Source organism: Xenorhabdus bovienii (genome assembly GCF_024721015.1).
GTDB classification, from domain to species: Bacteria; Pseudomonadota; Gammaproteobacteria; order Enterobacterales; family Enterobacteriaceae; genus Xenorhabdus; species Xenorhabdus bovienii.
The window spans coordinates 1-13,033 of record NZ_JANAIF010000004.1 but is presented as its reverse complement, the minus strand read 5'-3'; the positions used below and the strand labels follow the sequence as shown (position 1 = coordinate 13,033).

Sequence of the window (13,033 nt, the reverse complement as noted above, 5' to 3'; positions counted from 1 at the left end):
GGAACGTTATGAGTCTGAATTTTCTGGATTTTGAACAGCCGATTGCCGAGTTGGAAGCGAAAATCGATTCGCTCAACGCAGTTAGCCGTCAAGATGAAAAGCTAGATATAAATCTGGATGAAGAAGTCCAGCGTCTGCGAGAAAAAAGCCTTGAATTAACCCGCAAGATTTTCTCTGATCTGGGGGCATGGCAAATATCTCAACTGTCACGTCATCCGCTCCGTCCCTATACGCTGGATTATATTCAGCGCGTTTTTACTGACTTTGAAGAGCTGGCGGGTGATCGTGCCTATGCGGATGACAAGGCGATAGTCGCTGGTTTGGCGCGCCTTGATGGGCGTCCGGTCATGGTGATTGGTCATCAGAAAGGCCGTGAGACGAAAGAAAAGATCCGCCGTAACTTTGGTATGCCATCGCCAGAAGGCTATCGCAAGGCACTGAGGTTAATGGAGTTGGCAGAGCGTTTCAAACTGCCGATCATTACCTTTATTGACACTCCTGGCGCGTATCCGGGTGTGGGGGCTGAAGAGCGTGGTCAATCAGAAGCTATTGCCCGCAACCTGCGTGAAATGTCCCGCCTGTCCGTACCTGTCATCTGTACAATTATCGGTGAAGGGGGTTCTGGTGGTGCGTTGGCACTCAGTGTGGGTGACAAGGTGAATATGTTGCAATACAGCACCTTTTCTACCATATCTCCTGAAGGTTGTGCCTCCATCTTATGGAAGAGTGCCGACAAAGCCCCACTGGCAGCCGAAGCGATGGGCAATACAGCGCCACGTCTGAAAGAGCTGAAATTGATTGATTCCATTATTCCAGAACCACTGGGCGGGGCACATCGTAACTATGATGCGATTGCTGAAGCATTGAAAGCGCAATTACTGGCTGATTTTGCCGATTTGGATCATCTGAACAGCGAAGAATTAGTTAATCGTCGTTATGAGCGTTTAATGCAATACGGTTACTGCTAAGTTCCGAAAGCTGTTTTTATTACAATACCGTTTTATTTTTAATATCGTTATTTGCAGGTGGACAGTACTGGGGAGTGATAAATTCTCAGTATTTCCACCTATTTTATTGTTTATAGGTAATGAAATCAGCACGCTCCATACTGTCTGGTATTATCATTCTGACAACATTGGGATGAAATAGGCTGTTTTATCAGCTAGACTCGAAAAATAATAAATTGGGTTTTCTATGGCCAAATATAAAAATATCATTTATGCGTTTTCCTGTGTATTGATCTGGAGTTTTGTTCCCTCCATATCCCGTTTGGGTCAAAAAGAGATGGACCATTTCCAATATTTGTTCTGGTCAAATATTCTGTCCGTTCTGGCGGTTTTCTTTGTTGCTATCCTGATGGGTAGAAATTTAAAACAACTTTTATTTATTTCCTTTCCAGTTATGCTTAAAGTTTTGATATTAGGTGCTCTGGACTGTTTCTTCTATTTATTGCTCTATTACGGTTATTCCATCGAGAATGGGGTTGCTGTCTTGGTCGTTCAATATAGCTGGCCACTGATGATCATCGGGTTGTCGTTTTTCCTGTTCAAAGAAAAATTATCAATCAGGCAGATGATTGGCATCACGCTTGGTTTCATTGCCGTTTTGATCACGTTTACGCAAGGAAATATTACCCAGATTGCAGTAGAACATCCGCAGGCTCTGTTGCTGGTATTCAGTGGGGCATTTTGTTTTGCCTTGATGTCCGTGCTATCGAAACATTTCTCGATTGACCCTTATATCAGTACATTTTGGGTATTCACTTGCTCTACCTTAGTGTCGGCGGTGTTTTTATTGGCATTTAGCAGCTTCAATTGGCCAGTGGGTGATTCACTGATGCCAACGCTGCTCAACGGCATCATATTGAATGGCGTATCCTATATTATCTGGTTTAAGGCTATGAATAGCCCTGATTCGCCTAAAATTGCCTCAATCTTATTTTTATCACCGGTGCTGTCGATGATATGGCTTATTCTGTTCTTTGGTGATGCGTTTGTCCCTGCTTATGTTGTGGGATTAGCGCTTGTTATCATATCGGGGCTGCTCTGCATCAGTGCAAAAACCAAGACAGCGACACAGAATAAATTGAGCGATGATTTGATTGAGGATTGATATCGCCAAATGAAAGAAGGTTTTCACTCACAATGAGCAATATTCATGAGCCTCTGTTAACGATGTTAATCGATCAGCTAGGGCGATATAAAAAAATCTTGATTGGATTTAGCGGTGGATTGGATTCCACCGTATTGCTGCATTTGCTGGTTCAGTTACGTTACCAATCCCACAAAGTCATTCGTGATCAAATAGAGCTAAGGGCAATTCATATCCATCACGGTTTAAATCCAAAGGCGGATAAGTGGGTTGAACATTGTCGCCAGATTTGTGCCGACTGGAAGGTCGATTTTCGGGTCGAAAAAGTCAGCCTGGATATCCGGCAAAATGGCATTGAAGCGGCGGCTCGTGACGCCCGTTATCAGGCATTCCAGCATGAATTGCAACAGGGTGAAATTTTGGTCACGGCGCAGCATCTCGATGATCAGGCAGAAACCTTTCTGCTGGCACTGAAACGGGGGAGTGGCCCTGCCGGACTATCATCTATGCCTTTTTCCATGCCATTTGCTGGAACAACACTGATTCGCCCATTGCTGAATGCCAGTCGTGCAGAACTCGAAACGTATGCACACACACAGAGGTTGCAATGGATCGAAGATGATAGTAACCAAGATGATCGTTATGATCGTAATTTTTTGCGTTTGCATATCATGCCATTGCTTAACCAGCGCTGGCCTCATTTCCCTCAAGCCGCTTCTCGTAGTGCCAGCTTGTGTGGAGAGCAAGAACAATTGTTGGATGAATTGCTTAATGAATCGTTGAGTGAGCTGATAACCCCGGAAGGCGCGATAGCCATTTCACCGTTGGTGGATTGCTCTGAGGCCAAGCGTAATGCTTTGTTACGCAGATGGTTCAATCAGCATGGTGTGAAGATGCCTGCGCGTGAACAACTCCAGAGAATTTGGTCGGAAGTGGCGCTTTCCAGACAGGATGCCGAGCCACGTTTTAGATTGGGGCAGCACGATGTTCGCCGTTATCGGCAACAACTCTGGCTGGTTCCTCAATGCCAATCGCTGGCAGGAACCCTACTTGAATGGGATATAGCACAAGAACTGCGATTACCCGATGGTTTGGGCATGCTGGTGTTGTCAGAAGAAAGTGGTATTAATGTCAGAATGCCTGGTAGAAATGAGCGGGTAACCATTCGTTTTGGTGTACAGGGAAATATTAGCATCGTGGGTCGTAAGCATTCCCGGCACAGTAAAAAATTATGGCAGGAATTAGGTATCGCACCTTGGCTTAGGGAAAGAACACCATTGCTTTATTATGATGAAACATTGATTGCAGCATTGGGGGTTTTTGTCACCAGGGAGGGGCAGCCTTTGGCGGGAGAGGAGATACTTTCAATCAAATGGGACAGAATGCCGTATTCTGCTTAATGTACCTATATCCTTCATCTTTCAAGTTGTCGCTGACGAAACAGCAATTCATCATTGCTGGCAGTTTAATATAAAAAATACCTATGAGAGATTACATTAGAAATTATGTAATCTCTTTTTTATTCAATATCATAGTTATGTTTGGTGGAAATCAGGTGTAAAATATTTGTTAAAAATTCTGTAATTTATAATTGAAATTATTACATAATGTACTATCTTTTAAAGTGTAATAGGATTTATTGAGTGGCAATTATATCGGAATAGCTTTTAGGGGGGAGCACACCGTTGGGGGAGTTAAGATATATTGTACAGAGAATAATATATCTTTTTCAATGTTAAATTCACAGTAATAAGTGAAAACAGAATAAGTTAAATTCTGTCGGATTATTAATTTATTTTAAATAACTATTGCTGAGTTTTATGCTTTTTAGTATTTCTCCAATAAATAATAATGATTTTAATTATTTTATAATAAATAAAATAATGATATTTTAATTATATGTGGTTAATGTAATAGCTATCTAATTATCTTAGGTTAATTGTATTTATTTACAATAAGGTTGGTTGTTATGAAAAATAAATAAAGAGAAAAAATTTTGAAATTACAGATGTAATGAAACTGGATATCGTTAAGGTTTTTAGTGATTCCATGAATGGAAAATTGCCCTCTAAAGATATTGATAAAATATGTAAAAAGTTATTATTAATGACAATGAAGTTTTTCTTGAGGCAACATAGCTATCCAGACTCTGGCCCTTTATTCTACGGTGGTTTTAAAACTTGACGATTATAACAAAGGATTTTCTGGAAAAAACTGGGGGTTGGGTAGCCTGGGAATTGGGGAATATTTGGAGGTATATATGATGAGGATTTGGATAGTCTTGATGCTAAGACAACTCAATGTTGGGTCTACGCATTGTCAATTACTACAACAATTATATTTTATGATGATGATAATAATAATTTGGGAAATTTTGTAGGAGTAGGAGCAGAAACCGTTAGTGGAGTTTTTTCAGCAAGTGGTCATTTTTAGCCTTAAATTAACGCAACCTCCTATAAAGGTCTCCATAAACACTTATATTCTGGATTTACGTATCATGCTTAATCTATCAATTTATCCTCAGTATCTATTAAAGGTTACTGAGGGTAAATTTTATCCTTTACTGAATATATATTATGGGATTTGATTTATACCACAGTGATAAATGAGCGAATTGCTGGAGTCATAGCTGGAAAAACCAAACGTAGATAAAAAATAGTCATTTGGAAAAGAAAGCCCTCATTTTATATGAGGACTTTGTGTGTGATTTTGTGTATCAATGTGAGCTTTCTGAACGCGGTCAGGACGAGCAATGCTCAATGCTCAATAACAATCGTACCAATTTCTGGGTTGCTGAAACTGATGATGTGATCCAACCTTAATTCACGGGTTTCTTCATTTGATTCTACGAGAATATATTCGACTTTTTTTCTTAAAATCAGCTTATTAGCTTTTCCTTCAAATACGTCACCACCTTGCAGTTGGATGTGTAAATGAAGCTGGTGCTGGCAAGCTAGCTCAAGGTTATCATAATCATCACAATTAATTGGTTGATATTCAGTATCTATAGACATATTTTCTCACCACTATGTTAGTGGCGGTTATTGTGCCGCCCGTGATTGACCAAGATCAAACGCAAAAATGCTACCTACGACTATAGCACAGTAAACTTTCCGTGATTACTGAATTAAGTCTGTTGAATTGCGTTGGAAAGCAAGTAGATTAAATCTAAGTCTTATCATTACGCAACGAAATTACATCATATTATTTGATTTTTTTCCCCATGCATTTTGAGATACGGTACAGTAATGTCAATCTTATTAAGAAAAGTTCATGTTTTACATGAGATGGACGTTATGAATATTAGGTTATCTGCTGGATTTATTGGATGAAAATGATGATGAATAAAAAAATATTGCTCGCCTTGGTCGCTGTGGGAGTGTTAACCGCGGTTGGGTGTCAGAACAAAGTGGCCTCTCAGGATAATGCTACGCTTCAGGAGAATGCACTTCAGAATAAATTGCAGACAACTGAGAGCGTGTTTACTGGCGTTGTACCTTGTGCGGACTGCACCGGTATTGAGACTACTTTGCAGCTTTCAAGCGATGGCTCATATATATTGGGACAAATTTATCTGGAAGCGAAAAATGAAGAAAACACCTTTTTCGAAACGGGTCATTGGATAAAAAACGGTAAAAAGATAGATTTGACGCATGAGGATAGTAAGAAATCTTATTATCAGATGAAAGGTGAAAATCTGGTCATGCTGGATATCAACGGTGAACCAATTCAGTCAAATTTCAATTATGAATTGGGAAAAGTTACACCAAAAAAGATGGCGGGGGAATACAGCTATATAGCTGACAGCGCGACATTTACAGAGTGCCGTACCGGAAAACTCTATGATGCGTCTGAAAATATCGATTTGGAACGTGGCTACAGTGCGACAGGTGTGGAAGGGGGAGAGCCTGTTTATGTGGAAGTCGAAGGTTACTACTCGCTTCGGCCTTCGATGGAAGATGGTATGTTTGATCATGCACTGATTCAAACAGGCAAAATCCATTTTGACAAGTCAGCCTCTTGTCAGACCAGGAAATAACAAAACTTAGCCGTCATACAGAAAAAAACCTGCGCATTGAATACGCAGGTTTTTTTCTGAACTTGAACAACGGCGCTTAAACAGTATTAATGCTGCTGAATTTGCCCTTTCAGATATTCAACAATACCTTCCAATTTCAGCATTTGCTTATCACCATTACGGCGGTATTTGTATTCAACTTCGCCGTTATCCAGATTGCGATCGCCAATAACCAGAGTATGCGGCACACCGATCAGTTCCATATCAGCAAACATGACACCTGGGCGCTCTTTGCGATCATCGAAAATCACATCAATACCATTGGCACGTAAGTCCGCATATAATTTTTCAGCAACTTCCTTCACCCGATAAGATTTGTGCATATTCATAGGTAAAAGAGCGACTTGGAATGGAGCAATGGCATCTGGCCAGATAATGCCACGATCATCGTGGTTCTGTTCAATAGCTGCGGCAACAATACGGGTTACGCCAATGCCGTAACATCCCATTGAGACAACTTGATTGTGACCATCTTCATTTTGCACAGTGGCTTTCAGGGCATCGGAGTATTTGGTGCCTAACTGGAAGATATGACCGACTTCAATACCTCGTTTGATTAGCAGTGTACCTTGACCGTCTGGGCTGGCATCACCTTCAACGACATTACGGATATCGGCGATTTCTGGCAGGGGTAAGTCACGTTCCCAGTTAATGCCGAAATAATGTTTATCATCAATATTTGCGCCTGCGCCAAAATCGCTCATGACAGATACGCTACGGTCAATGATAACAGGCATAGGCAGGTTTACTGGTCCTAAGGAACCTGGGCCTGCCTGTACAACGGCACGAATTTCTTCTTCGGTAGCGAAATTCAGCGGACTTGCCACTAATGGTAGTTTTCCCGCCTTGATTTCATTCAGTTCATGGTCACCACGTACCAGCAATGCGACCAGTTGATGACCGCTTTCTTTTGCCGCATGGACGATCAGAGTTTTGACGGTTTTCTCAATCGGCAAGTTGAATTGTTCGACCAGTTCAGCAATGGTTTTAGCATTGGGTGTCTCTACCAAATGCATATCTTCTGATGGGACAGCTCGCTCGTGGGATGGCATAACGGCTTCAGCCAATTCAATATTAGCCGCATAGTTAGATTCTGTGGAGAAGGCAATATCATCTTCACCGCTGTCAGCCAGAACCTGAAATTCATGGGAAGCACTCCCGCCGATAGAACCGGTATCTGCTAGAACAGCACGGAAATCCAGCCCAATACGAGTAAAAATTTTGCTGTAGGCAGCATACATTTTATCGTAAGTCTCTTGCAGAGACTCTTGGTTGGTATGGAAAGAATAAGCATCTTTCATAATGAATTCGCGTGAACGCATAACACCGAAACGCGGACGGACTTCGTCACGGAATTTGGTTTGGATCTGGAACAGGTTCAGTGGAAGTTGTTTATATGAAGTCACTTCATTACGAACCAGATCGGTGATGACTTCTTCATGAGTCGGCCCGAGAACGAAAGGACGGGCACCCCGATCTTCAAAACGCAGTAATTCTGGGCCATATTGTTCCCAACGGCCACTTTCCTGCCACAAATCTGCCGGTTGAACTACCGGCATGGAAACTTCAATCGCCCCAGCATTATTCATCTCTTCACGAACAATGTTTTCGACTTTTTTTAATACACGGACACCTGTAGGCATCCAGTTGTACAGACCTGAGGCGAGTTTACGTGTCATGCCGGCACGAAGCATCAGTTTATGACTGACAACCTCCGCATCAGCAGGCGTCTCTTTTAAAGTAGAGAGCAGATATTGGCTAGTACGCATAGTAAGTTTCCATTGGACAGCAAATTGCTTCTGGGCGACAAGATTGTGCCACCCAACCCAGAAAATAAAGATAAACCGCTAGTCTACCAGCGAGTTTGCTATGTCAAAAGGGGTTTTAACGGTGTTCAATAGAAACCACTTCCGTCATGGCGTCACGTATCTGCCAGCGAACATTGAAATCCAAGATATGAACTGCATATATCCGGTTTTCCTGTTCTTTCTTACGATAGGCCGGGCGAGGATCCTGCGCCAATATCTGACTGATGAAACGTTGTAAATGAGGGTAATTTGCCTGATGGGACGACAGTTGATGTTCAGCTATTGGCAAGAACGAGACTTCCATTCCGGTATCTGGCGCCTCCTGTGCAAAACCCGCTCTGGCTTCTGGGCGAGATTCGGCGAAAGGCAGATAGGGCTTGATATCGATAACGGGTGTACCATCTACTAAATCCAGACTGCCGAGTTCCAGAATGACCCGATTGTTCTGGCATTGAATACCTTTCAATTCTACCAGCGACATACCAATCGGATTGGGGCGGAATGTCGAGCGGGTAGCAAACACGCCCATTTTGGCATTTCCCCCCAAACGGGGTGGGCGAACTAATGGATTCCAGCCACCATTCATCGTTTGGTGAAAAACAAAAATAATCCATAAATGACTGAATTGTTCAAGCCCACGTACCGCATCAATCTGGTTATAAGGAGCCAGCAACTCTAGCTGCCCCGTCCCATCTTCTACCAAACCCGGTTGGCGGGGAATGGCAAACTTCTCTTTATAAGGAGAATGGATGGTTCCTATTTGAGTAAAATGAAAATCTGCCATGAGCTTTTTTTAGTCATCATTATTTAGTGGTAAGCAGGGCAGAGCCTTCACAAATCGCAGCCTGGTAGCAGTTGTGATTAGACAGTATTGCGCATTGATGAAGTAATACTGCATTAGCTTTCAGAGATGCGGCTTTTGCCAGCATGTTTTTCCGTGCAACTGCAATGCTGGCAGGAGGATCTTGTTGCGTAGTGCGACAGGATTCCCCGAAAACGATGCCTAAATCTTTAAATGGAGTGCCTAACAGTTCTTCTGTCTTAGTGTATAGCTCAATGTAAGACGACACTTTACTTTTCTTGGCTGGCTGATGTTTCAACTTTGAGCCTACCTGAGTAGGTTTTTCGACCTGAGTTGACAGAGAAGTACACCCAACCATAAATAGCGCCATGAAACAGATAGGTAGCATACGCATCGCGTTGAATCCTTATTCTGGTAAGGTCGGTGAGTGGGGGGCTGTGAATGTCGATGCATGAAACTGCGATCAAAAGCGTTTGGCTCCCCCAGTCAAAATGGGCGGATAATAATACCCGCCCGATGATTTTAATCTTGATTGACTGAAGATGAAAGGTTACCAGCCTTTTAGCGCACCACCTTTGAAAATTGTCTGGGCGGCTTGTTCTACTTCCTCAGATTGATAAGCTTTAACAAACTTTTGAACATTTTCCGCATCTTTATTGTCTTCACGGCTAACGATGATATTAACGTAAGGTGAATCTTTGTCTTCCACAAATAAACCATCTTTTTCCGGTGTCAGACCAATCTGGCCAGCATAGGTGTTATTGATGATAGCCAAGGCAATTTTCTGATCGTCCAGTGAACGTGGTAATTGTGGTGCTTCTAATTGAACGATGTCCAGATGCTTTGGATTCTCAGTAACATCCAAAATAGTTGGCAACAGACCAACGCCATCTTTCAGTTTAATCAAACCTTGCTTCTGCAATAACAACAGTGAACGGCCCAAGTTGGTCGGATCGTTTGGTAGAGCGATTTGAGCACCATCCTGCAATTCATCCAGAGATTTTATTTTCTTGGAATAAGCTGCTATTGGGTAGATGAAAGAGTTACCAACAATAGCCAATTTGTAGTTGCGTTCTTTTATTTGTTGATCTAAATAAGGTTTATGCTGGAAGACATTCGCATCAATATCACCCTTGCTCAGTGACTCATTTGGCAGAACATAGTCATTGAACGTAGTCAGCTCAACATCAAGTCCATATTTCTCTTTGGCCACTTTTTTGGCAACTTCTGCAACTTCAAGTTCAGGCCCAACAATGACTCCAACCTTAATGTGGTTTGGATCTCTTGGTTCCTGACCGCAGCCTGCAAGAATTAATGTTCCTAATAATGCACTGATTGCAACGATGGATTTCAATTTTACTGACATATTTTCACCCCTATTGAATACTGATTTAGAACCTGTCTTACCAGGCTACTGCGTACTACTCATGAGGCTTTTAGGTATAAGCCCTTAAAAGGTGCCGTAACAGACACCATAATTGAAATAAGGTTATTTACGGTTAGCCGCTTTGGCCAAATGATCACCGCTTAATTGAATCAAGAAAACGAGAATAACCAGCAACGCTAATACGGTATTCATCACAGTTGCATTGTAGCCAATATAGCCATACTGATACCCAATCTGGCCCAGACCGCCTGCACCAACAGCGCCTCCCATTGCGGAATAACCAACCAGAGTAATTAAGGTAATCGTAGCGGCATTAATCAAACCCGGTAATGCTTCCGGCAACAGAATTTTTTTGACAATCTGAAGCGGTGTCGCTCCCATTGCGCGAGCCGCTTCAATTAAACCTGACGGAATTTCCAATAAGGCATTTTCCACCATACGTGCAATAAAAGGTGCTGCGCCGACCGTTAAAGGAACAATCGCCGCTTGCAACCCGATGGATGTTCCCACAATGAGTCGAGTGAATGGGATCATCCATACCAGCAAAATAATGAACGGGATTGAGCGGGTAATATTCACCAGAGCAGATAATATGCGATAAAGTGCCCCATTCTCTATAATCTGCCCTGGACGGGTAACATATAAAAGCACACCTGCCGGTAAACCAATAACAAAACCAAAGAAGCCAGAAACAAAAGTCATCACCAGAGTTTCCCAGACGCCTTTAGCCAGTAATAAAATCATTCCTTCAGACATAACCGAGAACCTCTATTTTCACATGGTGTTCTTCTAAGAACGCAATTGTTGATTCAATACTACTGCTTTCACCGTCTAATTCAGCCAGCATAACGCCAAATTTCACGCCACCGGCGTAATCCATTTGGGAACTTAAAATGCTGATATCGATATTAAAGCGGCGTACTGCCATGGAAATTAGGGGAGCATCAACTGATTTACCCGTGAATTCCAGTTTCACTAGTGGACAGCGATCAGGCGCTGATTCAGGCTGCAATTTTTGTAGATAATCTTCAGGAATATCCAAATGCAGCGTAGATTTAATAAATTGTTGAGCAACAGGTGTTTTAGGATGTGAAAATATTGCGCTCACTACATCCTGCTCGATTAATTGTCCACCACTAATTACTGCAACTTGATCACAGATGCGTTTAACAACATCCATTTCATGAGTGATCAGAAGGATCGTTAACCCTAACCGGCGGTTAATGTCTTTTAATAATTCCAGAATAGAACGCGTTGTTGCTGGATCCAGAGCGCTGGTGGCTTCGTCACACAAAAGTACTTTCGGTGAATTTGCCAGTGCTCTGGCAATAGCTACACGCTGTTTCTGACCACCAGATAAATTAGCAGGATAAGCATCATGCTTATCAGAGAGACCGACCAATTCCAGTAATTCATTGACTCTAGCGTTTATCTCGGCTTTTGGTGTGTTGTCCAATTCTAAAGGCAATGCCACATTGTCAAACACAGTTCTGGAAGATAGCAGATTAAAGTGCTGGAAAATCATACCGATGTGACGACGGGCACGCGTCAGTTCGCGCTCTGAAAGCGATGTCAGATCCTGCCCATCAACCAATACCTGACCTGAGGTTGGGCGTTCAAGCATGTTTACGCAACGAATTAAGGTACTTTTTCCAGCGCCAGAAGAGCCAATAACACCATATATTTGCCCCAGCGGGACATGCAAGTCGATATCTGAAAGCGCTTTTATTGAGCGCGCTCCTTGTTGAAATACCTTATTTATCTGAGTCAGTCTTATCATTTTTTTCTTATTAGATGTAAAGATGAATGACTTGAGAACGTTTGCAACAAGTCATGAATTAATGTGGATGTTAAGGCGTCTAGACGTCTAAGTCAACTGCGAATAAATTAAATGCTGGTTTCTCATTCAGTAACAAATCATGCGATACTGTCTGCTTCGTACGTTCTTGGAGTAATCAAGTGACTCAAGGTATTCCCGCCGTATTTTTGGATCGTGACGGCACGGTTAACATCGATCATGGCTATGTTCATGAAATAGACAATTTTCAATTTATTGATGGCGCGATTGAAGCCATGCTCGAATTGAAAAAAATGGGCTACGCACTGGTATTGATAACTAATCAGTCCGGTATTGCTCGGGAGATGTTTACAGAAGATCAATTTTTGCAGTTAACAGAATGGATGGATTGGTCGCTGGCAGACCGAGGTGTCGATCTTGATGGCATCTATTATTGCCCGCATCACCCCGAGGGGAGTGCTGACGCATATAAGAAGAACTGTCATTGTCGCAAACCGCAGCCAGGCATGTTGTTGGATGCACAGGAAGAATTAAGCATCGATATGTCAGCTTCTTATATGGTGGGAGATAAAATAGAAGACATGCTGGCAGCAAATGCAGCCAATGTTGGAACCAAAGTACTCGTTCGTACTGGAAAAGCGGTAACAGAAGCAGTAGAACAGACTGCTGATCTGGTTATTAATAGCCTTGCAGATCTCCCAGATGCGATAAAAAATAGGCAAAAATAGCCTTTTTGCCCAAATTATAAGCGTTTGGGTAAATAATTACAAAAAAGGCTTGCCTAAATCAGACGGCTCCCTATAATGCGCATCCGTTGTCACGACAAACATACAAACGCGTCGAGATGACAAGAGAGAACAGCCCGGAAATAAAGGCTTGACACTCAGCGAGGAAAGCGTAAGATACGCAGCCTCACGACCCGGAGGACAGCTTCGGTCGGACCGTTCTTTAACAATTTAATCAGACAATCTGTGTGGGCACTCACAAGACATTATCGACAGCATCGCAAGATGCCGAAAACTTTAAAGTCTTAAAGAGTGACTAAAACAGTTAATTCATGACGAACTAA

The 13,033-nt window shown here is 42.4% G+C and carries 13 protein-coding genes; 6 read left to right on the top strand and 7 right to left on the bottom strand.

What is annotated here, in order from left to right; all coding sequences use genetic code 11:
* Nucleotides 1–8 precede the first annotated feature (8 nt).
* The 4 genes from accA (at nt 9) to NXS07_RS22520 (ending at nt 4,524) form a co-directional block, all read left to right on the top strand.
* Nucleotides 9–968, top strand: coding sequence for an acetyl-CoA carboxylase carboxyl transferase subunit alpha (gene accA, locus NXS07_RS01965; protein ID WP_038207879.1), 960 nt, complete (start codon nt 9–11; stop codon nt 966–968).
* Between the two features lie 226 nt (nt 969–1,194).
* Nucleotides 1,195–2,112 (top strand): DMT family transporter, encoded by a 918-nt coding sequence (locus NXS07_RS01960; protein ID WP_238125501.1) that lies wholly within the window; start codon nt 1,195–1,197, stop codon nt 2,110–2,112.
* Between the two features lie 32 nt (nt 2,113–2,144).
* Nucleotides 2,145–3,491 (top strand): tRNA lysidine(34) synthetase TilS, encoded by a 1,347-nt coding sequence (gene tilS / locus NXS07_RS01955; protein ID WP_238125500.1) that lies wholly within the window; start codon nt 2,145–2,147, stop codon nt 3,489–3,491.
* 844 nt (nt 3,492–4,335) lie between these two features.
* Nucleotides 4,336–4,524: a VapA/VapB family virulence-associated protein gene (locus NXS07_RS22520; protein WP_491631007.1), complete on the top strand. Its 189-nt coding sequence runs from the start codon at nt 4,336–4,338 to the stop codon at nt 4,522–4,524.
* A gap of 323 nt (nt 4,525–4,847) precedes the next feature.
* On the opposite strand, the gene rof is transcribed toward NXS07_RS22520, so the two are convergent.
* The gene (rof, locus tag NXS07_RS01950) at nt 4,848–5,105 is read right to left on the bottom strand and encodes a Rho-binding antiterminator (RefSeq protein WP_038213873.1); all 258 of its coding nucleotides are present in this window, start codon (nt 5,103–5,105) and stop codon (nt 4,848–4,850) included.
* A 314-nt stretch (nt 5,106–5,419) separates the two neighbouring features.
* Here rof and nlpE point away from each other — a divergent pair, with 314 nt between their 5' ends.
* Nucleotides 5,420–6,130, top strand: coding sequence for an envelope stress response activation lipoprotein NlpE (gene nlpE / locus NXS07_RS01945; protein WP_308686588.1), 711 nt, complete (start codon nt 5,420–5,422; stop codon nt 6,128–6,130).
* A gap of 86 nt (nt 6,131–6,216) precedes the next feature.
* Here nlpE and proS read toward each other — a convergent pair whose 3' ends face one another.
* The 6 genes from proS to metN form a co-directional block, all read right to left on the bottom strand.
* The gene (gene proS, locus NXS07_RS01940) at nt 6,217–7,938 is read right to left on the bottom strand and encodes a proline--tRNA ligase (RefSeq protein ID WP_258086065.1); all 1,722 of its coding nucleotides are present in this window, start codon (nt 7,936–7,938) and stop codon (nt 6,217–6,219) included.
* Nucleotides 7,939–8,053: 115 nt separating this feature from the next.
* Nucleotides 8,054–8,761 carry a tRNA (N6-threonylcarbamoyladenosine(37)-N6)-methyltransferase TrmO gene (gene tsaA / locus NXS07_RS01935; protein WP_038207865.1) on the bottom strand — a complete coding sequence of 236 codons (708 nt, stop codon included), beginning with the start codon at nt 8,759–8,761 and terminating at the stop codon, nt 8,054–8,056.
* A 19-nt stretch (nt 8,762–8,780) separates the two neighbouring features.
* A complete protein-coding gene (gene rcsF, locus NXS07_RS01930) occupies nt 8,781–9,173 on the bottom strand; it encodes an envelope stress sensor lipoprotein RcsF (protein ID WP_038213866.1) in 393 nt (130 codons plus the stop codon).
* Between the two features lie 156 nt (nt 9,174–9,329).
* Nucleotides 9,330–10,145, bottom strand: coding sequence for a MetQ/NlpA family lipoprotein (locus NXS07_RS01925; protein WP_046337540.1), 816 nt, complete (start codon nt 10,143–10,145; stop codon nt 9,330–9,332).
* Between the two features lie 123 nt (nt 10,146–10,268).
* Nucleotides 10,269–10,922, bottom strand: coding sequence for a methionine ABC transporter permease MetI (locus NXS07_RS01920; RefSeq protein WP_038195275.1), 654 nt, complete (start codon nt 10,920–10,922; stop codon nt 10,269–10,271).
* Nucleotides 10,915–11,946, bottom strand: coding sequence for a methionine ABC transporter ATP-binding protein MetN (gene metN, locus NXS07_RS01915; RefSeq protein WP_038222228.1), 1,032 nt, complete (start codon nt 11,944–11,946; stop codon nt 10,915–10,917). Before metN ends, NXS07_RS01920 begins: the two co-directional genes overlap by 8 nt.
* 179 nt (nt 11,947–12,125) lie before the next feature.
* Between metN and gmhB the strand changes: the two genes are divergently transcribed.
* Nucleotides 12,126–12,692: a D-glycero-beta-D-manno-heptose 1,7-bisphosphate 7-phosphatase gene (gmhB, locus tag NXS07_RS01910; protein ID WP_038222225.1), complete on the top strand. Its 567-nt coding sequence runs from the start codon at nt 12,126–12,128 to the stop codon at nt 12,690–12,692.
* Nucleotides 12,693–13,033 lie beyond the last annotated feature (341 nt).